General features: G+C 34.7%; 30 protein-coding genes and 1 riboswitch. Of the genes, 20 read left to right on the top strand and 10 right to left on the bottom strand.

Annotated elements, in window-relative coordinates; all coding sequences use genetic code 11:
* Window position 1 precedes the first annotated feature (1 nt).
* From NHF50_RS08515 to NHF50_RS08495, 5 genes are all read left to right on the top strand, one after another.
* Entirely contained in the window at window positions 2–715 is a 714-nt protein-coding gene (locus NHF50_RS08515) for a geranylgeranylglyceryl/heptaprenylglyceryl phosphate synthase (RefSeq protein ID WP_252775791.1), read from the top strand.
* Window positions 708–1,322 carry a nicotinamide riboside transporter PnuC gene (pnuC, locus tag NHF50_RS08510; protein ID WP_109570643.1) on the top strand — a complete coding sequence of 205 codons (615 nt, stop codon included), beginning with the start codon at window positions 708–710 and terminating at the stop codon, window positions 1,320–1,322. The genes NHF50_RS08515 and pnuC overlap by 8 nt, the downstream gene beginning before the upstream one ends.
* Entirely contained in the window at window positions 1,292–2,827 is a 1,536-nt protein-coding gene (locus NHF50_RS08505) for a DUF4301 family protein (RefSeq protein ID WP_252775789.1), read from the top strand. The genes pnuC and NHF50_RS08505 overlap by 31 nt, the downstream gene beginning before the upstream one ends.
* Window positions 2,820–3,221 carry an alternative ribosome rescue aminoacyl-tRNA hydrolase ArfB gene (gene arfB, locus NHF50_RS08500; protein WP_109569294.1) on the top strand — a complete coding sequence of 134 codons (402 nt, stop codon included), beginning with the start codon at window positions 2,820–2,822 and terminating at the stop codon, window positions 3,219–3,221. The genes NHF50_RS08505 and arfB overlap by 8 nt, the downstream gene beginning before the upstream one ends.
* A 43-nt stretch (window positions 3,222–3,264) precedes the next feature.
* A riboswitch (TPP riboswitch) is annotated at window positions 3,265–3,362 on the top strand.
* Window positions 3,363–3,495: 133 nt separating this feature from the next.
* Window positions 3,496–5,757, top strand: a complete 2,262-nt coding sequence (locus tag NHF50_RS08495; RefSeq protein ID WP_252775787.1) for a TonB-dependent receptor — start codon at window positions 3,496–3,498, stop codon at window positions 5,755–5,757.
* Window positions 5,758–5,800: 43 nt separating this feature from the next.
* On the opposite strand, the gene NHF50_RS08490 is transcribed toward NHF50_RS08495, so the two are convergent.
* Window positions 5,801–6,226 carry a hypothetical protein gene (locus NHF50_RS08490; protein ID WP_109569292.1) on the bottom strand — a complete coding sequence of 142 codons (426 nt, stop codon included), beginning with the start codon at window positions 6,224–6,226 and terminating at the stop codon, window positions 5,801–5,803.
* Window positions 6,227–6,377: 151 nt separating this feature from the next.
* Between NHF50_RS08490 and greA the strand changes: the two genes are divergently transcribed.
* Complete coding sequence (gene greA / locus NHF50_RS08485) at window positions 6,378–6,854, top strand: transcription elongation factor GreA (RefSeq protein WP_109570642.1); 477 nt, start codon at window positions 6,378–6,380, stop codon at window positions 6,852–6,854.
* A gap of 15 nt (window positions 6,855–6,869) precedes the next feature.
* Window positions 6,870–7,259 carry an HIT family protein gene (locus NHF50_RS08480; RefSeq protein ID WP_109569291.1) on the top strand — a complete coding sequence of 130 codons (390 nt, stop codon included), beginning with the start codon at window positions 6,870–6,872 and terminating at the stop codon, window positions 7,257–7,259.
* 63 nt (window positions 7,260–7,322) lie between these two features.
* Here NHF50_RS08480 and NHF50_RS08475 read toward each other — a convergent pair whose 3' ends face one another.
* The gene (locus tag NHF50_RS08475) at window positions 7,323–8,480 is read right to left on the bottom strand and encodes a PAS domain-containing sensor histidine kinase (protein ID WP_252775785.1); all 1,158 of its coding nucleotides are present in this window, start codon (window positions 8,478–8,480) and stop codon (window positions 7,323–7,325) included.
* Window positions 8,481–8,597: 117 nt separating this feature from the next.
* Between NHF50_RS08475 and NHF50_RS08470 the strand changes: the two genes are divergently transcribed.
* From NHF50_RS08470 to NHF50_RS08450, 5 genes are read left to right on the top strand one after another with little or no spacing between them, the layout of a single operon-like run.
* Window positions 8,598–8,879 (top strand): hypothetical protein, encoded by a 282-nt coding sequence (locus NHF50_RS08470; protein ID WP_252775783.1) that lies wholly within the window; start codon window positions 8,598–8,600, stop codon window positions 8,877–8,879.
* Window positions 8,880–8,922: 43 nt separating this feature from the next.
* Window positions 8,923–10,038: a DUF4221 family protein gene (locus tag NHF50_RS08465; protein ID WP_252775781.1), complete on the top strand. Its 1,116-nt coding sequence runs from the start codon at window positions 8,923–8,925 to the stop codon at window positions 10,036–10,038.
* Window positions 10,019–10,468, top strand: a complete 450-nt coding sequence (locus NHF50_RS08460) for a hypothetical protein (RefSeq protein ID WP_252775779.1) — start codon at window positions 10,019–10,021, stop codon at window positions 10,466–10,468. Before NHF50_RS08465 ends, NHF50_RS08460 begins: the two co-directional genes overlap by 20 nt.
* 55 nt (window positions 10,469–10,523) lie before the next feature.
* Window positions 10,524–11,399 carry a flavin reductase family protein gene (locus NHF50_RS08455; protein ID WP_252775776.1) on the top strand — a complete coding sequence of 292 codons (876 nt, stop codon included), beginning with the start codon at window positions 10,524–10,526 and terminating at the stop codon, window positions 11,397–11,399.
* A gap of 13 nt (window positions 11,400–11,412) precedes the next feature.
* Window positions 11,413–11,796 carry a DUF3127 domain-containing protein gene (locus NHF50_RS08450; protein WP_109569289.1) on the top strand — a complete coding sequence of 128 codons (384 nt, stop codon included), beginning with the start codon at window positions 11,413–11,415 and terminating at the stop codon, window positions 11,794–11,796.
* A 58-nt stretch (window positions 11,797–11,854) separates the two neighbouring features.
* On the opposite strand, the gene NHF50_RS08445 is transcribed toward NHF50_RS08450, so the two are convergent.
* From NHF50_RS08445 to hemW, 5 genes are all read right to left on the bottom strand, one after another.
* Window positions 11,855–13,057, bottom strand: coding sequence for an NAD(P)/FAD-dependent oxidoreductase (locus NHF50_RS08445; RefSeq protein ID WP_252775772.1), 1,203 nt, complete (start codon window positions 13,055–13,057; stop codon window positions 11,855–11,857).
* Between the two features lie 88 nt (window positions 13,058–13,145).
* On the bottom strand, window positions 13,146–13,508 hold the full coding sequence (locus tag NHF50_RS08440) for an MmcQ/YjbR family DNA-binding protein (RefSeq protein ID WP_109569287.1): 363 nt from the start codon (window positions 13,506–13,508) through the stop codon (window positions 13,146–13,148).
* Window positions 13,508–13,858 (bottom strand): DUF4260 domain-containing protein, encoded by a 351-nt coding sequence (locus tag NHF50_RS08435; RefSeq protein WP_109569286.1) that lies wholly within the window; start codon window positions 13,856–13,858, stop codon window positions 13,508–13,510. Before NHF50_RS08435 ends, NHF50_RS08440 begins: the two co-directional genes overlap by 1 nt.
* A 41-nt stretch (window positions 13,859–13,899) precedes the next feature.
* On the bottom strand, window positions 13,900–14,691 hold the full coding sequence (locus NHF50_RS08430) for a cyclase family protein (protein ID WP_252775770.1): 792 nt from the start codon (window positions 14,689–14,691) through the stop codon (window positions 13,900–13,902).
* A gap of 12 nt (window positions 14,692–14,703) precedes the next feature.
* On the bottom strand, window positions 14,704–15,885 hold the full coding sequence (gene hemW, locus NHF50_RS08425) for a radical SAM family heme chaperone HemW (protein ID WP_252775767.1): 1,182 nt from the start codon (window positions 15,883–15,885) through the stop codon (window positions 14,704–14,706).
* Between the two features lie 100 nt (window positions 15,886–15,985).
* Between hemW and NHF50_RS08420 the strand changes: the two genes are divergently transcribed.
* Window positions 15,986–16,516, top strand: a complete 531-nt coding sequence (locus NHF50_RS08420) for a DUF6252 family protein (protein ID WP_252775764.1) — start codon at window positions 15,986–15,988, stop codon at window positions 16,514–16,516.
* 196 nt (window positions 16,517–16,712) lie between these two features.
* Here NHF50_RS08420 and NHF50_RS08415 read toward each other — a convergent pair whose 3' ends face one another.
* Together NHF50_RS08415 and ruvC are read right to left on the bottom strand one after the other, a co-directional pair.
* The gene (locus NHF50_RS08415; protein ID WP_252775762.1) at window positions 16,713–17,600 is read right to left on the bottom strand and encodes a DUF6252 family protein; all 888 of its coding nucleotides are present in this window, start codon (window positions 17,598–17,600) and stop codon (window positions 16,713–16,715) included.
* 15 nt (window positions 17,601–17,615) lie between these two features.
* Window positions 17,616–18,170 carry a crossover junction endodeoxyribonuclease RuvC gene (ruvC, locus tag NHF50_RS08410; RefSeq protein WP_252775760.1) on the bottom strand — a complete coding sequence of 185 codons (555 nt, stop codon included), beginning with the start codon at window positions 18,168–18,170 and terminating at the stop codon, window positions 17,616–17,618.
* A 55-nt stretch (window positions 18,171–18,225) separates the two neighbouring features.
* Here ruvC and NHF50_RS08405 point away from each other — a divergent pair, with 55 nt between their 5' ends.
* The gene (locus tag NHF50_RS08405) at window positions 18,226–19,185 is read left to right on the top strand and encodes a lysylphosphatidylglycerol synthase domain-containing protein (RefSeq protein WP_252775758.1); all 960 of its coding nucleotides are present in this window, start codon (window positions 18,226–18,228) and stop codon (window positions 19,183–19,185) included.
* Entirely contained in the window at window positions 19,182–20,279 is a 1,098-nt protein-coding gene (locus NHF50_RS08400; RefSeq protein WP_109569281.1) for a glycosyltransferase, read from the top strand. The genes NHF50_RS08405 and NHF50_RS08400 overlap by 4 nt, the downstream gene beginning before the upstream one ends.
* On the opposite strand, the gene NHF50_RS08395 is transcribed toward NHF50_RS08400, so the two are convergent.
* Window positions 20,280–20,759 (bottom strand): hypothetical protein, encoded by a 480-nt coding sequence (locus NHF50_RS08395; RefSeq protein ID WP_109569280.1) that lies wholly within the window; start codon window positions 20,757–20,759, stop codon window positions 20,280–20,282.
* A gap of 49 nt (window positions 20,760–20,808) precedes the next feature.
* Here NHF50_RS08395 and NHF50_RS08390 point away from each other — a divergent pair, with 49 nt between their 5' ends.
* From NHF50_RS08390 to NHF50_RS08370, 5 genes are all read left to right on the top strand, one after another.
* On the top strand, window positions 20,809–21,309 hold the full coding sequence (locus tag NHF50_RS08390) for a DUF456 domain-containing protein (RefSeq protein ID WP_109569279.1): 501 nt from the start codon (window positions 20,809–20,811) through the stop codon (window positions 21,307–21,309).
* A gap of 12 nt (window positions 21,310–21,321) precedes the next feature.
* Window positions 21,322–22,581, top strand: coding sequence for a Y-family DNA polymerase (locus NHF50_RS08385; RefSeq protein ID WP_252775756.1), 1,260 nt, complete (start codon window positions 21,322–21,324; stop codon window positions 22,579–22,581).
* Complete coding sequence (locus NHF50_RS08380; RefSeq protein WP_252775754.1) at window positions 22,575–23,006, top strand: LexA family transcriptional regulator; 432 nt, start codon at window positions 22,575–22,577, stop codon at window positions 23,004–23,006. Before NHF50_RS08385 ends, NHF50_RS08380 begins: the two co-directional genes overlap by 7 nt.
* Window positions 23,007–23,262: 256 nt before the next feature.
* The gene (locus tag NHF50_RS08375) at window positions 23,263–23,637 is read left to right on the top strand and encodes a hypothetical protein (RefSeq protein ID WP_146193411.1); all 375 of its coding nucleotides are present in this window, start codon (window positions 23,263–23,265) and stop codon (window positions 23,635–23,637) included.
* A 4-nt stretch (window positions 23,638–23,641) separates the two neighbouring features.
* Window positions 23,642–24,562: a DUF6624 domain-containing protein gene (locus NHF50_RS08370; RefSeq protein WP_252775752.1), complete on the top strand. Its 921-nt coding sequence runs from the start codon at window positions 23,642–23,644 to the stop codon at window positions 24,560–24,562.
* The last annotated feature ends 381 nt before the right edge of the window (window positions 24,563–24,943 follow it).

Below are 24,943 nucleotides of genomic sequence, written 5' to 3'. Positions count from 1 at the left end.
AATGAGTATTTACCAAAACATCATACAATCTGCTGAAGAGAATAAGAAACTTTTAGCCATTTTGATCGATCCTGAAAAAATTGCTTTAGAGCATGTTCCTCACCTGATTTCACAAATAAAAAAATCGCCTGCAACGCATATCCTTGTGGGAGGCAGCACTTTTGACGGACAAAATCTGGACGATTTAATCAGCGGATTAAAAAAACATTGTGATTTACCCGTTTTGCTGTTTCCGGGCGGATTTCAGCAAATCTCAGCACAAGCAGACGGCATTCTCTTTTTAAGTTTACTTTCGGGAAGAAATCCCGATTATTTAATTGAACATCAGGTAAGATCTGTTCCTTATTTAGAGCAAACCCGACTAGAAGTTATTCCAACCGGCTATTTACTGATCGAAAGCGGTAAAGAAACTGCCGTTGCAAGGGTCAGTCAAACACTACCGCTAAGCAGAGAGAATATAGAGTATGTTTCCCAAACTGCAAAAGCGGGAGAATATTTAGGTAAAAAACTAATCTATCTGGAAGCCGGAAGCGGTGCCAAACACGCCGTTCCTATAGAAATGATACGAAGAGTCAAAGACGCCCTTAATATTCCGTTAATTGTGGGAGGTGGCATTCGTTCCAAAAATGCTATTGAAGAAGTTTTTAACGCTGGAGCCGACATGGTCGTTATCGGTACCGCTTTTGAAAATGATAATACTTTTTTTGATGTTTGAAACACTATTTGAACCTTATCGTTATTATTCTACAGAAGCTATCATCTTAGAAGTTATTGCTATCTTCTTTGGCTTACTTAGTGTTTTTTTAGCCAAGAAAAATCATATAGGCGTTTATCCCACCGGTCTGGTCAGTACCGTTCTATATGTTTACTTGCTCTGGCAATGGGGGTTGATCGGAGACATGCTTATCAACTTCTATTATTCCACTATGAGCATCTACGGTTGGTTTCTATGGACTCAAAAACACGATAAAGAATACGATTACCCTATTAGTCAAATGAACCGCACTGATTTTCACAAATCTATCGTTATATTTCTATTAACCTGTATTTTTGTTATTGTCATTTACAATTTATTTAATAAATTTACGAATTGGACGGCTTATGTTGACACATTCACAACCGGTCTTTTTTTCGTCGGAATGTGGCTCATGGCAAAACGCAAGGTAGAAAACTGGATCTTGTGGATCATTGGTGATTTTATTTCGGTTCCATTGTATTATTGCAAAGGATACACGCTAACAAGTATACAATATCTGGTTTTCACGATTATAGCAATTTATGCATATAAAGAATGGAAGAATTATTTACCCCAAAAGATATAGAATTACTTGACCAAAAAGGCATCTCTATTGAAAAAATAAACCAACAATTAGAATATTTTATTTATGGAATTTCTAAAATAAATCTGGTTAAGCCTGCTACACCGGAATCCGGAATCTGGATTCTTTCCAAAGAAGACCGACAAAAGTACAGTACTCTTTTCGATACCAGTAAAAATCAAAAAAACATTCTAAAATTTGTTCCGGCATCAGGAGCAGCCAGCAGAATGTTCAAGTTTCTATTGGAATTCCTGAACGACTTCCGAAGAGGAAATGAAACCGTTAATGCTTATATTAACCGAACCCGATGTACCGAGCTGTCCGTCTTTCTGGTCGGACTTAAACGATTTCCGTTTTACAGAGACTTAAAAACGAGAGTACGTGAACTTTACCCTGATTTTATTCAACTGGAGAATGACGAAAAGAATTACTACTTAATAAAAACGTTATTAGATAAAAACGAATTTGATTTTGCCAGTAAAGCAAAGGGCGTTTTGCCTTTTCATGCAAAAGAAGACAAAAACCTGACTCCGATTGAAGAGCATTTCAGAGAAACTCTTTTTTATCAAAAAGAAGATGAAAAAGCTCAGGTACACTTTACGATTTCAAAAGAACACCTGACTAGCTTCCATTCGGTTTGCAATCAATATCCGGACATTGATACTTCTTTTTCTTTTCAGTGCGAATCTACCGACACTATTGCTGTGACTCCTGAAAACACCCCGTTTCGAGATGAAAACAACAATCTGTTTTTCAGACCCGGCGGACACGGAGCACTTATCAAAAACCTGAATGATTTAGAGGCAGATGTTATTTTTATTAAAAATATTGACAACGTTTCACAAAACCATATCATTCCCATTTTTGAATACAAAAAAGTACTTGGCGGCGTATTGCTGGAACTACAAGCTCAAACCTTTTACTATCTGAAAGAATTAGAAAACCAATCCGTTTCAGAAGAACTAATCAATGAGATTACCGGTTTTGCTACTCAAAAGTTAAATATTGTTCTGCCTAAAGATTTTTATAAATACCAGACACAATACAAGGTTGAAACGCTACAATCTTTCCTTAACAGACCTATCCGTATTTGCGGAATGGTAAAAAATGAAGGAGAACCGGGCGGAGGACCTTTCTGGATTAAAAATGAAGAAGGAGAAATTTCACTTCAGATTGTGGAAAGTTCTCAAATTGATTTCAGTAGCCCAAAACAACTTGCTATTGCACAGCAAGCTACTCATTTTAATCCGGTGGATATTATTTGCGGGATCAAAAACTATAAAGGTGAAAAGTTTGACCTTACCCAATTTGTTGATCATAACACCGGCTTTATCGTAGAAAAAAACAAAGACGGAAAACCTATAAAGTCATATGAATTACCCGGTTTATGGAATGGCGCCATGGCAGGCTGGATCTCAATTTTCGTAGAGGTTCCATTGGTTACTTTCAATCCGGTAAAAACAATCAACGATTTGTTGAAACCGGCTCACCAACCTGAAAATGAATAAAGAATACATTCAAAAGGAGTTACGATTCAAAGCTGTAAGAAGCAGTGGCGCCGGAGGTCAGAATGTAAATAAAGTAGCTACAAAAGTCGTTTTAAATTTTGATGTTCCAAATTCTTCGGGACTTACTGCTGAAGAAAAAGCATTACTTCATGAAAAACTGACTACAAAAATATCTCAGGAAGGAATTTTAATTTTATCCTGTGACGAAGACCGGAGCCAACTTAAAAACAAAGGAATTGTTACTCAGCGCTTTTGGGAATTATTATCCAAAAGTATGAAGAGACCTAAAGTCAGAAAAGCGACTAAAACACCCCGATCTGCCCAAGAAAAAAGACTACAATCAAAAAAGAAATCATCTGAAATTAAGGCAAACCGAAAGAAGCCAAACTTTTAGACCTATAAACTTGGAACTTTAGGCGAAAGAATTATATCTTTGCGTCGTCTCAAAGGGGTGCTCAAAATAAAGAGCTGAGATCATACCCATAGAACCTAGAACAGGTAATGCTGTTTAGGGAAAGCTGAGCATTGAGAAAATGTATTTTTACATTTTATGGAAAAATGTGCAGGCGCGCAAGCTCATTTTTCACGTTATGCAACCAGCAAGAGTATCAATTTTTAATAGTAACCTAAGAGTAATTACCCCTTTTATTCGTAAATTTTAATTACGGATGAAATTATTATTCACAAAAAGTGCCAAGCACAAAGTCACAAACCCAAAAACTCTTTTGAGTTTAACTGCTGTTCTTGTTTCTTCTGTTTCATTTTCACAGGAAAGAGCAAAAGACACAACAAAAGTCACCGATTTAAAAGAAGTAACGGTATCAGCAGTTAGAGCAAAAGACAAAAACCCGATTACTTTTACAAATGTTTCTGAAGAAGAAATCGAATCAAAGAACTTAGGACAAGACATTCCTATTTTATTAAATTATTTACCGTCGGTAGTTACTACGACCGATGCCGGAAACGGAGTAGGTTACACCGCTATGAGAGTTCGCGGATCTGACGGTTCCCGGATCAATGTAACGCTTAACGGTATCCCTTTTAACGACAGCGAAAGTCAAGGATCTTTTTTTGTTGACCTACCTGACTTTGCATCTTCTTTAGAAAGTGTTCAGCTACAAAGAGGTGTCGGAACTTCTACAAACGGAGCCGGAGCCTTCGGAGCCAGTCTGAATATGCAAACCAAAAGTTATCAGGAAAAAGCACATGCAGAGATCGCTAATTCAGTAGGATCATTCGGCACGCAAAAACATACTTTGTCGTTCGGAACAGGGTTACACGGCAATTTTGAAATGAACGGACGTATCTCGCAAATTGAATCTGACGGTTATGTAGATCGTGGATCCTCTAATATGTTCGGCTACCTTTTCAATGCCAATTATGTGAAAGAAAATACTCTGATTAAACTGATCGCTTTCGGCGGAAAAGAAAAAACCTATCAGGCTTGGTGGGGACAGGACACTGCGGCAATGGAAGGGTTGCGTGCTACTAATCCCAATTTTGATTTTGGCAGAAAATTTAACGTTTCCGGAATTATGATGAATGATAACGGGGAAATTACAGGATATTACAACGACCAGACAGATAATTATTGGCAGAACCACTTTCAATTACACTGGACTGAAAAGTGGACTGAAAAGTGGACCTCTAATACCGCCTTACATTATACGAAAGGAAAAGGGTATTACGAAGAATACATAGACAATTATTACTACTCCAACATTTTATTTGAGGACGATTCTTACCTGTCTTTCTTCGGATTAGATGACATCACTGTAAACGGGAACACCATCTCTTCAATGAACTATATCCGAAAAAGATGGCTAGATAATGACTTCTTCGGAGCTACTTTTTCAGCTAATTACAAAACAGCTAAAACGGATATTTTACTTGGCGGAGCTGCGAATCGTTACCTAGGAAAACATTACGGAGATGTTGTCTGGACTCAATATGAAATTCCTGATTTAGGTCGTTATTATAGCAATTACGGTAACAAAGACGATGTCAATTTCTACGCTAAAGCTTCACAACAATTTAACAAATTAAATGTTTTTATAGACCTACAATACCGCTACGTGGGCTATCAGGCTACTTCTTATAAATTTGCCGATGTTAATGACACATTTCACTTCTTCAACCCTAAAGTTGGCTTAAACTACCAATTAAACACTAAAAATGCTTTCTACGGTTTTGCCGGAGTAGCCAATAAAGAACCCAGAAGAAGTGATTACGAAGATGAAAACATCAAACCGGAACGCCTATACGATTTTGAATTAGGCTGGAAACACAATAGTTCTAAGTTCAAACTATCAGCCAATGGATTTTTCATGTACTACCTTGACCAGTTAGTTATGACAGGTGCTTTAAGTGACACCGGTTCGCCTATTTTTACCAATTCAGGAAAAAGTTACCGTTTAGGAGCTGAAGTGGAATCCGTAGTAAAAATCACTGACAAATTCAATGTTCAGGCAAATGCCACTTTAAGCGATAACAGAAATATTGATTTTTATTTCCAACGTGATGGCGAATTAAAAAACTTAGGCAATACCACTATTGCTTTTTCTCCGAAAATCGTATCGGCAGGAGCTCTGAACTATTTACCTCTTCAGAATTTACAATTAAGCCTTTTAGGTAAATATGTAGGAAAACAATATATGGGAAATATTGATTCTGAAGCTTCAGCGTTGAAGGCTTACGGAACGCTTGATTTCAATGCTGTTTATGAGTGGAAAATAAACAAAGGATTAAAATCAATTGTTTTTACAGCGCTTATTAATAACCTATTGAATTCAAAATATAGCTCTAACGGCTACTTCTATACTTATGACGATGACTGGTCTAATCCGGGAAGTGTAAGTACCATTGAAGGTACCGGCTATTACCCGCAAGCCGGAATCAACGGATTAGTGGGTGTTACACTTAAATTTTAAGAGTTAATACAAAAAAGGCTGTTTAATTAACAGCCTTTTTTTATTAATTATAAACTCTTAGACTATATTGATCTAGGACTTCAACTCTATATTGTTTCATCGGATATTCTTTTCCTTGTGATTGCCCTGTAAATAAACTATATTCGGCATCATCGCAAGGGCAAATAGCTTTAATACCATCTAAGCTCATAGTTGAGCAACTACTCAATTCCTGATTAGGACATGCCGCATCAAAAGCTACATAACCGGAACCGGTATTAAATACAAAAATTCCTCTAACTCCTTCTGAACCGGTAAAGACATAAACTGCATTAGCCGGATATAAAAGGGTATTATATTGCGGAAGTGATAAATTCAGTGTTGTAGAAAAACCATAATTCGGTAAATAGGGGTTGGAATTATTAAAACTGTCTTTAGTACAAGACAATACAGAAAAAACAGCAAACAGCAATAACACACTCTTCTTCATAAACAATAAAATATTAATCATTTTGATGTAACAAATTTAAATTAAATATTTTTGCCTTGCGTTAAGATTAACATTAATATTAAAAAATTCACTATATTTGCGTTAAGGAATCCCACAATGGGATTCTTTCTATTTATATAAACATGACGTTATGAGTAAAGTATCTTATTATACAGCAGAAGGATTAAAAAAATTAAGAGACGAGTTAGAATATTTGAAAAGCGTGGAACGTCCAAAAGCTTCTGATGCTATTGCAGAAGCACGAGATAAAGGTGACCTGTCTGAAAATGCAGAATATGATGCCGCTAAAGAGGCACAAGGGTTACTTGAAATGAAAATTGCCAAAATGGAGGAGCTTTTAGCGAATGCCCGCTTAATTGATGAATCTCAACTGGATGTTTCTAAAGTTTTAGTGCTTTCTACCGTTAAGATCAAAAATCAGGCTAACGGTATGGAAATGAAATATACTTTAGTAGCGGAGAGTGAAGCCGATTTGAAAACCGGTAAAATTTCCGTAACTTCACCTATCGGAAAAGGCCTGTTAGGCAAAAAAGTCGGAGAGGTCGCTGAAGTTCAGGTTCCTAACGGAGCTTTAAAATTTGAGATTTTAGAAATCACACGAGATTAATTAACTGGTATAAACATGGCTTCTATATTTACTAAAATAATAAACGGTGAAATTCCGTGCTATAAAGTTGCAGAAGACGACAATTATTTAGCTTTTTTAGATATCAATCCCAATACTCAGGGGCATACCTTATGTATCCCGAAACAAGAAGTGGATAAGATTTTTGATATGGAAGAAGAACATTATATGGGATTAATGGCTTTTTCCAGAAAAGTTGCCTTAGCTCTTGAGAAAACCATTCCTTGTAAACGTATTGGAGTTGCCGTAGTAGGTCTGGAAGTCCCGCACGTACACGTTCATTTAATTCCTCTGCATGACATGGATGATATGCGTTTTCAACGCAAAGTGAATTTAACAAAAGAAGAGTTTGAAGATTTAGCTGCTAAAATAAGTGCTAATCTATAAACTACGAGAAAGAATATCATATCAAAAAAGCCTTGCATTTATGTTATGCAGGGCTTTTTTAATTTACTGTATCTGACTCTTTCTCAAACTTACCTGTATTGTCGTTCCTTTTCCTATTTCTGAATGCACTACTTTTATTTTTCCTTTATGGTAATCCTCCACTATCCGTTTCGTAAGAGACAATCCTAATCCCCAACCTCTTTTTTTAGTTGTAAAACCCGGTTCAAATATCTTTTGAAATTGATTTTTAGGAATTCCTTTTCCCGTATCTGTAACCTTTATGTGAATCTGATTCGGCAGGTCTTCTATTTCAACATGAAGTTCACCTTTTCCTTTCATGGCATCTATAGCATTCTTAACCAGATTTTCAATGGTCCAGCTATGTAGTGCCGGATTAATATTGGCAAAAACAGGATAATCGGGAGCCTCAAAGCTAAATTTCACTTGTTTGGAAGCTCTGCTCTTCAAATATTCAAATGACATTTGAGTTTCTGCAATAACATCCAATCGTTCTAAAACCGGCTCGCTTCCTATTTTTGAAAAACGATCCGTTATTGTTTGTAAACGCCCGACATCTTTTTCAATTTCATCAACGATATCTTTATCTACATTTTCCGTTTTCAATATTTCAACCCAACCGATCAAAGAGGATAATGGGGTTCCGATTTGATGAGCAGTTTCTTTAGCCATACCTGCCCAAAGTTTGTTTTGGCTCGCCATTTTAGTCGCCCGGTAAAAATTATAGACCACAGCTCCAAACAAAAAAATGATCAGTAATAAAGCTATCGGGTAATATTTCAGTTTATTCAACAAAGGTGAATTACCGTAATACACCAATTGATAATTCTGCGCAGAAAGTTCCATTTTTATCGGCTGATTCTCCGATTTCATCTGATTAAGGTATCCTTGCAACGCAATTGTATCATTAGAATCTGAAAGTTCAATATTATCGAAATTGATAATTCTGTTAGTAGTATCCGTAACGATCATAGGGATCGTATTATTTTTACTGATTACCTGAAAAGGCAATTCCACATCGGTATATTCATTAGCATTTGCCAACGTCTTTTGAGCTGTAGCCCAAAGTTCCATTCGCACTCGCTCTTCATTTTTAAAAATCTGAAAGAAATTATACGTATTCCAGACGATAAGAACTACGATAAAAAAAGAGGCTGAGATAATAAACCAACGGGTAATATTTCGTTTGTCGGTGAAATACATAATAGCTATTTGTTAGTAAAAATAGTAAAAAAAAGAAATAATCAAATACTACAAAAAGTTGTACAAAATGATATTTTTTTTAATACATTTGAATTATTATTCTTTAATTTTTCAATTATGAAAAAAACTCTTATTGTTTTAATTGCATTCATTACATGCAATTTTTTTGCACAAGACCTATTAAATAGCGACGGTGTTGTATATGGTTTTAGTGAGTATGGCGATTTAATTATTTATGACGATGCAAGCACTTCAAGATTAGCACCGACAGCTGCCGGCTGTAGATGTTATCAGGGGTATGACCCGGCATCAAACCAACAATCCCAGTTATACGGAAGTTGTTGCTGGAAGCCAATCACTACCAGTTATCCGATATGTGGTGGTGGATGTGTAAAATAGTTTAATATCAGAGCCCATCAAAGGCTCTTTTTAATAAAAAAAAATGCATAAATATTTATATATTTGTTTACTTACAATTATTTTTTATAGTTGTAGCGAAAAGAAGAGCCAAGCTTATCTTCAAATAACCAATGAAAATATTATTTTACCAGTAGTAGAAAACTATGCCGATCTCCACATTAATTTAGATTATTCTAATTCCAACGGAACAGATTATCTAACCTATTTAACACGAAATACAATAAGTGGAGAACAAGAAATTTTATTTTTTGATTTAAAAAGCAATAAAATAGTCAAAAATCTGATTTTTTCAGAAAACAATGGTTTCTCAAAGTCTATTAATTCTTTCACTAATATCGAAACAAACAACCTTTTTGCTACGGGAAGTTTTAATGACACTATATATATTACTGATTTGAATGCTAAAATTTTAAAAAAAGCCTATTTATTTGACGAAAATATTGTTTCAAATCTGACTTCGACTACAGGGAAAAAAATAATATATAAAAATAATAAAATTTATTTTTCTCCTGAAATCTCTTTCGAAACTATTAATGATTTAACGAATAAATCCATTTTTTACACCTATAATTTTGAATCAGATAAAATAGAAGACTTACATTTTTATTACCCTAAAGAATACCTTAGTTCAAAAGTTTTTAATCCTGAGTTTTCTTATTGTTATGATGGAAAAAACATATTATACTCTCCTCTAAATTCAGATGAACTATGGGTTACCGATTTGGATCATAAAAACTTTAAAAAAGTAAACGCTAAAAGTGACTATTTTAGAGAGTTCAGACCTTATGAAAAACAACCGCAATCTATGCAAGAAGCAATATTTAATTACTGCTTTTATTCCTATTATACTTTTATTGCCTTTGATAAATACAGGAATGTTTACTATCGTTTTTTCATACCGGGTATTGACATTGACATGGATAATAAAACATTAGTACAACAAAAAGAAACTCCTCAAAAAATGAGTATTATTATTTTAGACAAGGATCTAAATAAAATTGGGGAGACTCTATTCGAAAATCAAAATTTACAATCTTCTTATTTTATAACTCCGGACGGTTTATACATTGAAGTAAAAAATGATGATAAAACTTTATTTACTAAATTAGAACTAATCAATGAAAATAAAAGTAATTAACCTGATCTTAATTATATTGTTAATAGGTTGTTCAAAAAGTAAATTCGGTAGAGAAGAAAAAATTCTAACTGATTTTCTAAAATCCGATTCTTTTCTTACCTCCAAAAAATGTGTTGTGATCATTCCTAGCTATGGTTGTGGAATATGTACTCAGGATATCATAGCCTTTTCTAAAAACAATTTTGAAAATGAAAAAGTCCTATTTATCTATTCTCCATATGATAAAACAAAAAGCTTAGAATTTAAAAAAATTATTGGTTTTGAAGAGACAATCGCTAAAGATCGAAAATCAGAACTAATAAGTTTGGGGTTAGTAGACAATAAACCTTTTGCGTATTTTATTGAAAATAACAAAATCCAGGAAATAATAAAATTTGACGATAGTACTTCAAATGACATAATCGAAAAAATCGAGCTTTCTATTAAATAAAGTGCTTTTTAGCACTTTATTTATTTTAGTACCTTTGTCAAAAATTTAAAAAAACATGCTGACCATAAATCCTAAAGAAGTTTCTCCGGCTAAACTGCAAGGCTATTTGCAAGGAGCCGTAGGACCGAGACCTATTGCTTTTGCCAGTACGGTTGATCCTAATGGAACCCCTAATTTATCGCCTTTTAGCTTTTTTAATATTTTCAGTTCTAACCCGCCGATATTAGTCTTTTCGCCGGCAAGAAGAGTGCGTAATAATACGGTAAAACACACTTTAACGAACTGCGAAGCTACAAAAGAAGTTGTAATCAATATTGTAAACTACGATATTGTACAGCAAATGTCTCTTTCCAGCACAGAATATCCTGATGGTGTTAATGAATTTGAAAAATCTGGGTTAACTATGTTAGCTTCAGACCTTATAAAACCATTCCGGGTAGCTGAAAGTCCGGTTCAATTTGAATGCAAAGTAAATGAGATCGTTCCTTTAGGTCAAGAAGGAGGCGCCGGAAATCTAGTGATCTGTGAAGTGATTAAAATTCATATTGATGAAGCTGTTTTAGATGAAAACGGAGGAATAGATCAACATAAAATTGATCTGGTTGCTCGAATGGGAGGCAATTGGTACACCAGAGCCAATATGGGAATGTTTGAAGTAGAAAAACCCCTTACAACCTTAGGAATAGGCGTTGACAACATTCCTGACTTTATAAAAGAAAGCTACTTTTTTAACGGAAATGATCTGGGAAAATTAGGTAACATTGAAGCCATTCCAACTGAAGAAGAAATTGCTATCTTTGTAAAAGAGGATTTTTCGGTAAAAGCTGCTTTAAGTTCTGACGATCAATTAAAACAAATGCAGCTTGCAAAAAAATTATTAGACGAAAATGAAGTTCTGAAAGCATGGAAAGTGCTTTTAGCAAAAAAATAAATTATTTAGATATATGGAAGTAACAGGGAAAGTAAAAGTAATTAATCCGGTACAACAAATAAGTGCCACTTTTAAAAAAAGAGAATTAGTTGTGACTACTGAAGAGCAGTATCCTCAACATATCATGATTGAATTCACTCAGGATAAGACAGATATTCTAAATCAATTTAACATCGGTGATTTAGTAAAAGTTTCAATTAACCTAAGAGGTAGAGAATGGGTTAATCCACAAGGTGAAACTAAATATTTCAATTCTATCCAAGGTTGGAGAATAGAACGAGTTGCAACGGAAACTCCGGCTGCTTCAGCTCAAGGGATGCCTACCATGCCTCCTGTTGATGCTTTTGAACCGGCAACAAACTTCAATGAAGAAGAACACGACGATTTACCTTTCTAAGAAAAAAGATCTCATATAAAAAGCGCCGTTCAGATGAACGGCGCTTTTTTATTTTTAATTATGGTAAAAAAGAATACCCGTTTTTGGTTTTCCATAAAAAGTATTTTTCAAATAATACTTTATTAAAATCATAAATCACATTTGGAATCATAATAGCAAAACTTCTTGGTTTAAAAAGTTTATCTGATACGATAATTACTTCTTTTTTTCCGGCATCCATAATACACAAGCCCGGAATTTTACCCCAAGGTTTTTCTTTTAACTTGGTTTCTCCTTTCGTCACCCGAATAATATTTTCGGCTACAACTTTTCCGGTTTCATCAGAAGGATAACCGGTTTTCGGAGCTGCAAAAGGAACTGTTTTAGGTGTAAAAGGCAACGGAACATTTACAGCAATTCCTGCAGTCCAGATATTAGGATAATCCGGATGTCTGTAATCATCTCCTGCTGGGACATACCCGGCAGCATTTGCATGAAGTTCCGGAGAATTGGTCACAAAATCCACTCCTATAAACGGTGGCATCAACATTGTAAATTTACTTGATAACACTTCTCCGTTAGTTAAAATTACTTTGTCTTTTTCCATCTCTTTAACACCTACCTGCGTTCTGAAATGAATATTGAACATTTTCATAAAGCCGGTTAACATGGATTCTGCTAAAGGCATTCCGTCAATTCCGAAGTGTCCTAAATAATCTTCCGGAGTAATCCAATATAAATCCACTTTTTTACGGATTTTTTGATCTCTAAGCCATTTTTCAATATTGAATAAGAATTCGTAAGCTGCCCCCATACATCCTGCATTTTGGGTCGCCCCGACAACAATTGGTCCGGGATCTTTTTTAAATTCTTCTAATGCTTTACGGATTTTCATTGCTCCGTTTGGCGTTCCTACATAATAAGCATGCTCGGCTACACCGGGAGCTACATCATATTTTACTTTCGGTCCTGTCGCAATAACCAAATGGTCATATTTGAATTCCCCTTTATCAGTATAAACCACTTGTGTTTTCGGATCGACTTTTAATGCCTCTGCATTTATAAAATCAACTCCTTTTTTTTGAAGAATTCCATCTTTTCTAAAAGAAATATCCTTAATTTCTCTTCTTCCGAATGGCACCCAGATAAGAGAAGGGATAAATAAAAATAATGGTGATTTATCTATCAAAATGACTTTGTGAGCTTCTTTCCCTTTTCGTTTAATCTCGAGGGCTGCTGTCATTCCGGCAAAGTTCCCTCCTATTACTACAGTAGTTGTCATGATGTCAATGTTTTTTAGTTTTGTTATTTAAAGTTAGGCCTTTATATCAATCCCTACTGTTACAATTGTTACAAAAAAAAGCTCGGTTTTATTGAGAAATTTCAGTTTGCAACTTTTTAGACAAACTCGAAAAAACCAAATCGTACGAATGCCACAACATTTTTACAACTTCCTTATCCTCAACATCTTGATTTACCGAAACCGTATTCCAATGTTTTTTACTCATGTGATATCCGGGCTGAACCCCCTGATAACGAGCTCTCAATTCTAAAGCCTCTTCAGGATCGCATTTTAAATTCAGGGATGGTTTCCCGTTTTCCCAACCGGCTAACGATGTTAAACAGAACATTTTTCCTCCTACCTTGAAGACTAAGGTATCCTCATCAAAAGGGAAATGCTCGGTTACCCCTTTCTTTGACAAACACAACTCATATAATTGCTGAATATTCATTACTTTCCTATATTATCTAAATGTGTAAATTTAAAACCTTTTATATATTTCAACCCATACCCGAAAACTCGATCCATTGAAGCATGGGAAAACAAGATAATTCCAATAATCTGTACTATTTCTGAATGAAAATATAGTCCCAATCCATAAATTCCTAATGCCAATCCTTTATGATGAAAAACATTATATACAAATGCTCCTGTTTTATTGTTTATACTATAACCTATCATTCCGACATCAGGTACTAGTATCAACACAAAGAACCACCAAACAGGAACATTAAGTTGATAAAAGGCTATAAATCCCGCTATAAACAAGGCTAACTCTTCAAGTTGTAAGATCCTTTTCATCCATTAATTTTTGATTATTAGTCTTTTACCTCATCCTATTGTTACTCAATTTTATACAAAATCGGTTTTCCGGGACTGGCATCATTTTCAAATGAAGCAATTTGTAAATTGAGTAAATAGATTCCGTCTTTAATTGTATTATCAACGAAAATCATTTCAGTAATGGTACAATCTAATCGGGCATCGTTATTCAAATGATGTACGTCTGTTACATTCCAAAAAGCTTTATGCGCCAATAACTTTCCTTCATCATGCTCCTTATCTACACTTGGTAAATCAATCAATAAATGTTTGATATTCATTTCTCTAATGTAAGCCGCGGCTTTCTCTGACAAATAAGGTGGATTTGAATTAGAATAGTTTTTATGTCTTTTCTCTGCTAAATTAGGCAACGTTCTGATGATTAGAGCTTCAATTTGATGAAGCGACTTCTCGACTCCGCCCGGAGTGACAATAGAAGATTCTATCTGTTCTTTCGTTATCACTAAATCTTCACCTACAGAAATCGGCTCAACTGAAATCAGTTCTGCCAGAAAGAAAAACTGTTGTAAGGACTGATTAACACTATAAAAATCATTGGTTATATGACCTAAACATTCTGTATGTGTTCCGTGCGCATGCGGATTAAAGAAAATATTATTGAAATTAGTTGACGATTTTCCTTCGGAAACTTTCCCTATCCAATCACCCATTTTAACGGGTTCTATTTCCGGCTCTTTCTGGTACCAGGCAATAGGATTTTTATCATCATTCGTTACAGGTAACGAAATATCTATCGGTTTTGATAAATCAACTGTAAAATTTTGATCTTTATACTCTAAGACTGCTTTCAATTGGAATTATTTTTATTCCAAATTTAGCAAAAACAAATCACTCGCTATCCCGTCTGTCAGAAATTTACCTTTTGGGGTCGTTTTTAAAATCTTCCCCGCCTCGTCGGGAATGACGATCTCTAAATATCCCTGCTCAATGAATTTCTGACTTTGCCGGTTAAGGTACTCTGAAAATTTTGTTCCGAATTCACGCTCTACTCGTTCCAATGAAACGCCCCAAATGGTCCGTAGTCCAGTCATAATATATTCGTTATAACGGTCAATTGTTGAAAGTGTTTCCGCCTCAGAAGGTCGTTTATTTTCCTGAATGGACTTGATATAAAGTGTATTATTGGCAAGATTCCAACTTCTGTTTCTTCCGTCATAACTATGTGCTGACGGGCCGATACCGATATATTTTTTACCTAACCAATAAGCTGAATTATTTTTGGAAAAATAATTCGGTTTTCCAAAATTCGACAGTTCATAATGTATAAATCCGGCTTCTTGCAGTCGATTGACCAGCAAATGAAAGTGCTCGTTAGCTACCTCTTCTTTAGGAGCTTGAATTGTTCCTTTTTTGATAAAGGAATCTAAAGCTGTTTTAGGCTCTACCGTTAAGGCATAACTCGAAATATGAGGGATCCCGAAAGACAAAGCGGTTTCAATATTTTCCAGCCAACGCTCATTTGTCATCCCCGGAATACCATAAATCAAATCGATTGTAATATTATCAAAATATTGGGTAGCAGTTTCCAGACATTTTTTAGCTTCTTCAGCATTATGTGCCCGATTCATCAGTTTTAAGTCTTCTTCAAAAAAAGACTGGATTCCGATAGAAAGGCGATTAATCCCTATTTCTTTTAGATCCTTTATGGGATGCTTTGCTGAACTTACGTTTCCCCCATCGGATTGAAAGCTCAAATCATCAGGATTAGCCTCTAACGTAATTTCAGGGTTTTCAACTACTTCGAAATTTTCATATACTGTATCAATCAGAAACTGAATTTCTGCAACAGAAAGTATGCTTGGCGTCCCGCCACCAAAATAAATAGTTTCTACTTTTTCATTTCCCGGTTCATTTTTTCGCATTTGGATTTCTTTGGCTAAAGCCAAAACCATTTCCTCTTTTTTCTTCAAGGATGTAGAAAAATGGAAATCGCAATAATGGCAAGCCTGTTTGCAAAAAGGGATATGAATGTAGATGCCTGACATAATAACAAATGTATTTCAAATTTAATTATCATTGTAATAAAAAAATATTTTTATGCTAATAGCTCTTTTTTTACTTTTGCAAAAATTTAAAAATATTTTTATGAAAAAATTACTCTACATCCTACCTTTTCTGATTTTATCATGTTCTTCTGACGACGGGAACAACTCTTCTACGGATCCCCAATCGCAATATGCTATGACGGCAAAAATTAATGGAGTAACGTTTGAAGCGAATAACCCTTTCGGTAACAATATGTTTTCTTCAACAAATATCTGGAATTATTTCCCGGAAGAAGATTTTGTAATGATACAAGGAAGACAAGGTGGTATTTATGGAAATCCAGAAATCAATATTTGGCTAAAAAGATCAGATATAACGATTGGAACTTACACTATTGGCACTGAAACTTACAACACACCTCCTTCGCACTTTATCGATTTAATAGACAATAGTAATGATGAATTTGAAAGTACAGTTGCTGGAACGATTATTATTACAGAAGTGAACACTACTACAAAAATTGTAAAAGGAACTTTTCAGTTCACAACTTCCGACAATGTACAAGAATCAAATCCTATAATTAATTATAATGTAACTGATGGGACATTCCGTTATCAGTACGAAGAATAATAAAAATTTAAAAAGCGAGAAGTTTTATTCTCGCTTTTTTTATAAAATTGAAAAATGGAAATCGCAATAATAGCAAGCCTGTTTGCAAAAAGGGATATGAATGTAGATGCCTGACATAATAGTAAAGAAATCTCAAATTAAATTGTCATTAAAACTAAACGCTCGCTGGCTTACAAAAAGAAAGAATAAGAATACCTTATCTATAACGCTCTGAAAAAACTCCATTAGTTACTGTTACTGTATCTCCTGTGTTTGGGTCAACACTAGTAAATGAAAAAGTTCCCTTTATATAATTTACGCCAACTTCTGATATGGTCATTGTACCAGATGAATTGTAATCCATATTATCGTAATTTTCACCTAAATCTTCATTGTACTTATAAAGAAAAATAACGTATGGAGATTCAACTCCCATATTTGAATTTGTAAAATTAAACGTCCCTGTACTTAATGTTTGGTTTTTGGGCACATGCAGGTAAATAACATATTGGTCATCACCCTGAATTTCTGTATAATAATAGTCTGGTGTCTCATCTCTCCTACCAAGTCCTCTCCAACTATTCCCATTTATTGTTGCCGTTGTTCCAAAACTTGCAATACTTGGCAAATTAGGACTTATATTTTGAAATTCAGCATATACAGAACTATTAACTGTCACACTCCCTGACCCAACAGAAACATATCGATTGAAAGATAAATCACCATTGAATTGAATTTTCAAAGTATTATCGCTAGCATTAATATCAACTATTGAAAAGTCTAAATAATTATCAATAAAAAAAGGTGCGCTATAATAATTAAGAATATCTCTATCATAAGCTTGAATATCTATTAAAGTTCCGTCTTCATGAAACAAAATAGATATATCGTTCCTTTCTGAATTATTCTCATATTTTGAAGCATATACTCTGTAATAGCTCCCATCTTTTTCTGCACTCCATTCTGAATATTGCAACATATTACCGTTGTAAATCATATCAAAATAACCAAAACTATTTTGTTGATTACTATTAGAATTAGATGATGGACTGCATGCGATAAGTGTAAAAATTAGCGAAAGACAAAAAATGTAGTGTTTTTTCATGTTTTTTTAAGTAAATTATTTATTAATACGATTCTCATTTTGCTTCACAAAAGCATCCCAACCGGAATAACTTTTTCCTACTTGGGTTTTACCTGAATTAAAAAAATGACAAACTGCTGCTGCTAAACCATCAGTTGAATCTAAGTTCTTAGGCAACGTTTTTAGTCCTAATAATTGCTGTAGCATTTTAGCAACTTGTTCTTTACTGGCATTACCGTTTCCGGTTATGGCCATTTTAATTTTCTTAGGTTCGTATTCGGTAATAGGAATCTGACGCGATAAACCGGCTGCCATAGCAACTCCTTGTGCTCTTCCCAGTTTTAACATCGATTGCACATTTTTACCAAAGAAAGGCGCTTCAATAGCAATTTCATCCGGGTGATAGGTATCGATCAGCTCTATAGTGCGCTCAAAGATACGTTTCAGTTTTACGTAATGGTCGTCTAATTTACCCAATTGTAATTCGTTTAACTGGACAAATTCCATTTTTTTATTGACTACTTTAATGAGTCCGAAACCCATAATAGTTGTTCCCGGATCGATCCCTAATATGATTCGTTCGTTTGCCAAAAGTTTTGTTTTGCGTTTAAGGTTTCATGTTCAAAGTTTTATGTTACTTTGCAACATGATTGTTATTTCTCACAAAGCTAAACAATTCTTGTTAGTTCTCGCCAAAGTTTTGCTTGTGAGTCTGGCTTTTTTTTACATTTACAACAGATTGCAAGCTGAAAAAGAAATCACCCTAAAACAGTTGATTCACTTTTTAAACGTTCCTGCAATTGCTATCCTTTTCCTTTTTTCTTTAGCCAATTGGTCCTTAGAAATTCTAAAATGGAAAACCTTAGTAAGCAGTTTTAAAACGATTTCTTTTAAAGAATCAGTCTATCAGACTTTGGGTTCACTTACTGCTTCTGTATTTACCCCTAACCGAATCGGAGAATATGGTGCAAAAGCCTTGTATTTTCCAAAAGAAAAGGTCAAAAAAATTGTCTTTCTGAACTTTATCCATAACAGTAGTCAAATGCTGGTTACTACCTTGTTTGGAATCATCGGTTTGCTTTTTTTATTCTTCTTACACGATAAGAACAACCCGATCTTTCAATTTTCGTTCAAGATCAATAACCTTATTATTTTATTGGTCTCCATTGTACTTTTGGTTCTTTTCTTTATTTATGGACGGAAAATGGAAATTTACGGTTTTTCGATTGAAAAATTACTTCAGAAATTCAAAGCTCTTCCCTCTGAAATCCGACTAAAAACTTTTATTTTTTCTTTGTTGCGTTATCTTGTTTTTTCACATCAGTTTTTCTTTTGTCTTTTTATTTTTCATACCAAATTTGATTATCCAACAGCACTAATCACTATATTTTCCATGTATTTCTTGGCATCGATCATCCCGAGTATTCACCTTATGGATGTTGCTGTAAAGGGAAGTGTTGCTATTTACCTTTTTAATGCTTTAAATATCGAAAGTGAGAAAATTATTTCCGTAACTTTGCTGATGTGGATTTTTAACTTAGTTTTTCCGGTTATCTGGGGAAGCTATTTTGTTTTACGGTTCAAACCCAAACCGAAACAAGTATGATACTTTTATTTATTGTTTTAGGCATTTATGTAGTAAGCATAAGTGTCTTGATTTTAGGATTCACTAAGATGAAGCCTATTCACTTTCACAATGCCATTCCTCAAACCCGTTTCAGCATTGTAGTTCCTTTCCGTAATGAGGCTCAAAATTTACCTTTGCTCTTAGCCTCTCTCGAAGCGTTAGATTATCCTAAAGATCAGTTTGAAGTTCTTTTAGTTGACGATGCTTCTGATGATAATTTTATACTTCCGCCAACAACTATTGACCTGAAGATCATTCCGAGTAAACGCAAAACACTTTCACCTAAGAAAGATGCTATTAATACAGCTATTACATCTGCTAAATACGAATGGATCATTACTACGGATGCTGATTGTGTTGTTCATTTTAACTGGTTGAAGGTTTATGACAATTACATTCAGCAAACCGATAGAAAAATGATTGCTGCCGGAGTTTGTTATATTCCTAAAAAGGGCTTTTTACATGCTTTTCAGAATTTAGATCTGCTAAGTTTGCAAGGAGCTACTATCGGTAGTTTCGGCGTATTTGGTCCGTTTATGTGTAATGGTGCCAATTTTGCCTACAAAAAAGATTTTTTCTTTGACCTGAACGGTTTTGAAGGCAATGAAAATATCGCTAGCGGGGATGATGTGTTTTTATTACAAAAAGCGGTAAAAAAAGACAAAAAGAAAGTGGGTTTCTGTATGCACGAAAACAGCATTGTTGCTACCCAAAGTTTAGACTCGTGGAAAGCTTTGTTTTATCAGAGAGTCCGATGGGCCGCTAAGAGTCCGGGCTATTCGTCAAAATTCGGAAAATTTTTAGCTTTAGTAGTCTTCCTGACTCATTTAGCCTTACTTTCTGCTTTAATTTTATGGCTTTCCGGTTTTATGGATCAGAATTATTTTATGCTTTTTTTTGGCGTGAAATTTTTAGTCGATCTGGTACTGTTAATACTTTCCGCCCGACATTTTCATTCCGGATTAAACGGACTGTTGCTGACTTCTCTGTTGCATCCGTTCTTTAATTTTGCCGTTGCTGTTTACAGTTTGTTAGGATCCTACCAATGGAAAGGAAGAGTATTCCAAAAATAACTACTCTGTCACATTTAAGATTACCGGAAGTACAAATTGAGATTTTACTTTTATTCCTTGTTTGATTGCCGGCTCAACAGTCGGGAAGTCAGAAAGTCGGTTTTGCAAAATACTGTCAATAACCTTAATATCATAAGAAATTGAATCCTGTGGTATCTCTGTCTGAAATTGTAAGGTAGCATCGGGGTTTATGGTTACCTTAACCGAAATCGTATCCAGTTCAGGGTATAAAATATGAATTGTATCAATACCTATTCGATTCTGGATCGTTTCGATAAGAAAATCAAACAAACATTGTTTTTGAGTTTCTTTGTCTAAAATAGTATCACACGAAGCTACGGAAGGGTATTGATCGACTTGATTCCAATTTATTTTTTGCAATTCCTGCTGCAACAACTCTTTTTCATCCGGCACTTTTTTATCAAAAAGTTGGCAGGAAGTTAAAAGCATCACTAAAAATAAAATTAGAATTTTGTTCATTTATGCACTAACTTTGTTACTGTTAAGACTGTCAAAAATAATAATATTAATGGAATACTTTCTCCTAATCGTCGGATTTTGTTGTATGTTAATAGGAATTGCCGGTAGTTTATTACCTGCTTTACCCGGACCACCTATCAGTTGGATCGGGCTTTTATTACTTTATCTGAGCCCGAAAATAGAAAATAATTACTGGATATTAGGTATTACACTTGCCATTGCTGTGCTTATTGTTATCCTAGATTATGTGATTCCGGCACAAGGAACGAAACGCTTCGGAGGAAGTAAATACGGGATTTGGGGAACCAACATCGGATTGATCTTAGGGTTGATTTTACCTATTCCTTTCGGTTTCATTATAGGTCCGTTCGTTGGAGCATTAGCCGGTGAACTTTTATTTGACAAACAAAATGTCAACAGAGCTTTTAAGGCCGCTACCGGTTCTTTTTTAGGCTTTCTGGCAGGAACTTTCATGAAATTTGTAGTAAGCATCGCTTATTTCGGGTTATTCATCGCTTTATTTTGGAACAACAGATCCGTTTGGTTTTAATTTACTAAAAACATGTTTGCCTTAGTCGATTGTAATAATTTTTACGCTTCCTGTGAAAGGATATTCCAACCGCAATACCAAAACCAACCGATTGTGGTATTGAGCAACAATGATGGCTGTATCATTTCGAGAAGTGAAGAAGCAAAACGATTGGGAATCCCTATGGCTGCACCCGAATTCAAATTCAAAAAACTTTTGGCAGAGCACAACGTTAAGGTTTTCTCTTCAAATTACCCGCTTTACGGGGATATGAGCAGTCGGGTTATGAATTTATTGCATCACTTTACGCCCGACGTAGAGGTTTATAGTATTGACGAAGCCTTTTTAAATTTTAAAACCGTAAAAATTGACCATTACTATAGCTATGGTCAGGATATAAAAAACTATATCAAGAAATGCCTCAGTCTTCCTGTTTGTGTTGGTATTGCACCTACCAAAACCTTAGCCAAAGCCGCAAACCGAATCGCTAAAAAATTTCCGGAAAGAACTAACGGTGTCCACGTAATAGATTCAGAAGAAAAACGCCTAAAAACACTAAAATGGATGGCAATTGAAGATGTTTGGGGAATTGGTTTTCGGTTGAGCAAAAAATTTAGAGCCAAAAATATTAAAACAGCTTATGATTTTACGTTACCCGAACATGAAAACACCATCAAAACATTAATGGGAATAACCGGACTTCGTTTGAAAATGGAACTGGAAGGCACACCCGCTATCGAATCAAACGACTCCAATGAAAAAAAGTCAATTGCCATAACCCGAAGTTTTGAACATAGCATCAGTGATCTTAAGGAGCTAAAGGAACGCATCACAACTTTTGCTTCTGTTTGTGCCGAAAAACTTCGCAAGCAAAACACCTTGTGTAACGGTATTATTCTATACCTGAGAAAAGACAGCTATGACCCAAAAAACACTAGGTATAACTATACTTCATTCTATACATTACCTTTTGCGTCAAATTCGACCTTAACAATTAATACTATTGCTTTAAAAATGCTGAATGACCTTTATGAGGAAGGTTCCGTTTATAAAAAAGCGGGTGTTATTGTAACTCAAATCGTCAAAAGCGAAGAGGTTCAACTTTCCATTTTTGAAAACGAAAACCCTAAGCATCAACATCTGATGCATACTATTGATACATGCAATAAAAAATGGGGGCGTAAAATACGACTAGGTTCACAAGACCTGAAACGGACCTGGAAGATGAAACAAAATCACTTGTCCAATCAATACACCACTAAAATAAACGAGATCCTTACTGTAAAATGTTAAACAAAAAACTCCATTTCTTTAAACCCGATTTTTCTAAACCTGAAAATGTAGTTATGATTAGTGAAGGAATCAAAGCCGGATTTCCTTCACCTGCTTCTGATTTTGAAGAGCAACGCATCAGTCTGGATCAATACCTGGTAAAGAACAGTGAAACTACTTTCTATGCCCGGGCAAGCGGTAATTCTATGATCAATGCCGGAATAGAAGACGGAGACCTGTTGATCATTGACCGAAGTTTGGAAGCCAGTGATAATGTTATTGCTATTTGTTACATTGATGGCGAATTCACTGTAAAACGCATTAAAAAAGACAAAGACAAAGTAATCCTTCTGCCAGAAAATGAAGCCTATGCTCCCATTGAAGTTTCGAAAGAGAGTGAACTGCTTATTTGGGGAGTTGTAACCTATGTGATCAAGAAACTTTAATTTCAGCTTTTTTCCACATCTCAACTTATTTCCTCAATTCAACCAATCTCATCATAAACGATATTCAATACTCAGACAAGCTAAAATGGAGATGAACAACCATTTTTTTAGGTAATTCTGTTCACAAACAAACGTTTCAACCTTTAAGAGAGCAAAAACAGTCAAAACCTTTCCCAAAAACTTCATTCGTCGCAAAAAAAAGAAAGAAGTAAGCTCTGCTTTTATTTTTGGAACTCAATTTAAAAACAGAATTATTATGAGAATGCCATTTACAGAATTTATTGCTAGTGGAGACCCGAAGTTTATCATTGTTTTTTTAATTTTCAGTTCAATAGCGGTCTTTCATTTCATTAAAAAATTAAAAACAAAACCTGAAGATCAAAAATTGATCTCTTATTACAATTCTAAAATAGACCATGCTGCCTTTTGGATCCTTATATCCGGCATCCTATCCCTTTTACTGGGATTAATGCATAGCTTTTATTTTGTTGGAAAATCCGGAGGTATTGCTCCGAATTTAATGTTCCAGGGTATCTCTTATACCTTAATCACTCCTGTATTGGGAATCAGTTTGTATATGATCTGTAAAATACTCAAAGGTCTTTTTAATTCTAAGAAAAACAAAGCATAAGGACATGAAAAAGTATCTAAAAACAATAATCCTACTATGGATCAGCCATAGCTGTTTTGGACAAACTGCAATTTCTGAAGGCGATAGTTTACGACAAAAAGGAGAATTAGACCAAGCAATCATAGCTTATAAGACAATTTACAAAAAAGATCAAAACAATCGGGAAAACGTTTATAATCTGGCATGTGCCTATGCTTTAACTTTTCAAAGAGACAGTGCTTATCATTACTTAAACATTGCTTTACAAAATGATTCTTCTTTATGGGCATTGGCAGATACCGACTTGTACGCTCTGACACAAGATCCCCGTTGGCTTAATATCGAAACGCAACAGATGGAAAAATTCCAAAAAGTAAATGGCAAACTTAAACAGCCGGAATACACAAAAAAATTGCTCCACATTATCATGAAAGATCAGGTACTGGACTATTACATTGAACAAGCCAAAAAATTTTATTCAGAACAAGGCTATATTCCGCAATGGTATTATCCGTTAGCTTATATGAAGCAAAAAACAGCTCAGGACAACTACACGGACATGGAAGAACTAATTAAAACGTATGGATGGCCTAAATATTCTAATGTAGGTCAATTGGCAGCTGATGCTCCTCTTCTTGTCATTAATCATCATGAAAGTGATAGCATACGAAAAAAATACTTGCCTGTAATAAAAAAAGCCTGCTTAGACGGAGAAGGAAGTTGTGTAGAATATGCCAAAATACAGGATCGGATATTGGTTAATGACAACCAACCTCAAATTTACGGAATGCAATTTCGTTATAATGCAGAACGAAGCCTTGAACCCTTTCCTATTCTTGAACCTGAGTATGTGGATCAACGCCGAAAGAAAATCAGTTTAGAGCCTCTAAAAGTGTATTTAAAAAGGAAGATCAACTATGATTGGGAAGTTGTACAAAGAAAATAAAGAAGCAACCTTAAATATCAAAATTGTAATCATTAGAGCCTAATGAATGCCTTTCCGGACATCTTATTAGGCTTTCAAATTTAAACTTTACTATTCTTAAAGCAAAATCTGACTTCTTTTAACCATCCTATAAAAAGTCATCCGAACGAATAAACAATCTAAAAATAACATTTAGTTAATTAAAACTTTAAATTAATTATTTAAGCAATTGATTTTTTAAGAAAAAAGATGTGAAAAATGCAATAGAGAAGTCTATATAAACAAAAAAGCCCTTCCGTAAACGGAACAGCTTTTCATTGGTCTAACTACTAAACCTTTGGCACTTTCGTGCCTAAACAACACAACTATCTTTAAAAATGTAAGAGGGCAAAAAAGCTCCGT

Origin of the sequence: Flavobacterium sp. NRK F10, assembly GCF_024054235.1 — a bacterium.
Lineage (GTDB): Bacteria > Bacteroidota > Bacteroidia > Flavobacteriales > Flavobacteriaceae > Flavobacterium > Flavobacterium sediminis.
The sequence above is the reverse complement of the archived record's forward strand: the minus strand, read 5'-3'. Positions and strand labels throughout refer to the sequence as shown.

Excerpts from the sequence above, each read along its gene's own strand:
- NHF50_RS08515 (WP_252775791.1), top strand. The coding sequence starts at position 2 with ATGAGTATTTACCAAAACATCATACAATCTGCTGAAGAGAATAAGAAA.
- pnuC (WP_109570643.1), top strand. The coding sequence starts at position 708 with ATGTTTGAAACACTATTTGAACCTTATCGTTATTATTCTACAGAAGCT.
- NHF50_RS08505 (WP_252775789.1), top strand. The coding sequence starts at position 1,292 with ATGGAAGAATTATTTACCCCAAAAGATATAGAATTACTTGACCAAAAA.
- arfB (WP_109569294.1), top strand. The coding sequence starts at position 2,820 with ATGAATAAAGAATACATTCAAAAGGAGTTACGATTCAAAGCTGTAAGA.
- NHF50_RS08495 (WP_252775787.1), top strand. The coding sequence starts at position 3,496 with ATGAAATTATTATTCACAAAAAGTGCCAAGCACAAAGTCACAAACCCA.
- NHF50_RS08490 (WP_109569292.1), bottom strand. The coding sequence starts at position 6,226 with ATGAAGAAGAGTGTGTTATTGCTGTTTGCTGTTTTTTCTGTATTGTCT.
- greA (WP_109570642.1), top strand. The coding sequence starts at position 6,378 with ATGAGTAAAGTATCTTATTATACAGCAGAAGGATTAAAAAAATTAAGA.
- NHF50_RS08480 (WP_109569291.1), top strand. The coding sequence starts at position 6,870 with ATGGCTTCTATATTTACTAAAATAATAAACGGTGAAATTCCGTGCTAT.
- NHF50_RS08475 (WP_252775785.1), bottom strand. The coding sequence starts at position 8,480 with ATGTATTTCACCGACAAACGAAATATTACCCGTTGGTTTATTATCTCA.
- NHF50_RS08470 (WP_252775783.1), top strand. The coding sequence starts at position 8,598 with ATGAAAAAAACTCTTATTGTTTTAATTGCATTCATTACATGCAATTTT.
- NHF50_RS08465 (WP_252775781.1), top strand. The coding sequence starts at position 8,923 with ATGCATAAATATTTATATATTTGTTTACTTACAATTATTTTTTATAGT.
- NHF50_RS08460 (WP_252775779.1), top strand. The coding sequence starts at position 10,019 with ATGAAAATAAAAGTAATTAACCTGATCTTAATTATATTGTTAATAGGT.
- NHF50_RS08455 (WP_252775776.1), top strand. The coding sequence starts at position 10,524 with ATGCTGACCATAAATCCTAAAGAAGTTTCTCCGGCTAAACTGCAAGGC.
- NHF50_RS08450 (WP_109569289.1), top strand. The coding sequence starts at position 11,413 with ATGGAAGTAACAGGGAAAGTAAAAGTAATTAATCCGGTACAACAAATA.
- NHF50_RS08445 (WP_252775772.1), bottom strand. The coding sequence starts at position 13,057 with ATGACAACTACTGTAGTAATAGGAGGGAACTTTGCCGGAATGACAGCA.
- NHF50_RS08440 (WP_109569287.1), bottom strand. The coding sequence starts at position 13,508 with ATGAATATTCAGCAATTATATGAGTTGTGTTTGTCAAAGAAAGGGGTA.
- NHF50_RS08435 (WP_109569286.1), bottom strand. The coding sequence starts at position 13,858 with ATGAAAAGGATCTTACAACTTGAAGAGTTAGCCTTGTTTATAGCGGGA.
- hemW (WP_252775767.1), bottom strand. The coding sequence starts at position 15,885 with ATGTCAGGCATCTACATTCATATCCCTTTTTGCAAACAGGCTTGCCAT.
- NHF50_RS08420 (WP_252775764.1), top strand. The coding sequence starts at position 15,986 with ATGAAAAAATTACTCTACATCCTACCTTTTCTGATTTTATCATGTTCT.
- NHF50_RS08415 (WP_252775762.1), bottom strand. The coding sequence starts at position 17,600 with ATGAAAAAACACTACATTTTTTGTCTTTCGCTAATTTTTACACTTATC.
- NHF50_RS08405 (WP_252775758.1), top strand. The coding sequence starts at position 18,226 with ATGATTGTTATTTCTCACAAAGCTAAACAATTCTTGTTAGTTCTCGCC.
- NHF50_RS08400 (WP_109569281.1), top strand. The coding sequence starts at position 19,182 with ATGATACTTTTATTTATTGTTTTAGGCATTTATGTAGTAAGCATAAGT.
- NHF50_RS08395 (WP_109569280.1), bottom strand. The coding sequence starts at position 20,759 with ATGAACAAAATTCTAATTTTATTTTTAGTGATGCTTTTAACTTCCTGC.
- NHF50_RS08390 (WP_109569279.1), top strand. The coding sequence starts at position 20,809 with ATGGAATACTTTCTCCTAATCGTCGGATTTTGTTGTATGTTAATAGGA.
- NHF50_RS08385 (WP_252775756.1), top strand. The coding sequence starts at position 21,322 with ATGTTTGCCTTAGTCGATTGTAATAATTTTTACGCTTCCTGTGAAAGG.
- NHF50_RS08380 (WP_252775754.1), top strand. The coding sequence starts at position 22,575 with ATGTTAAACAAAAAACTCCATTTCTTTAAACCCGATTTTTCTAAACCT.
- NHF50_RS08375 (WP_146193411.1), top strand. The coding sequence starts at position 23,263 with ATGAGAATGCCATTTACAGAATTTATTGCTAGTGGAGACCCGAAGTTT.
- NHF50_RS08370 (WP_252775752.1), top strand. The coding sequence starts at position 23,642 with ATGAAAAAGTATCTAAAAACAATAATCCTACTATGGATCAGCCATAGC.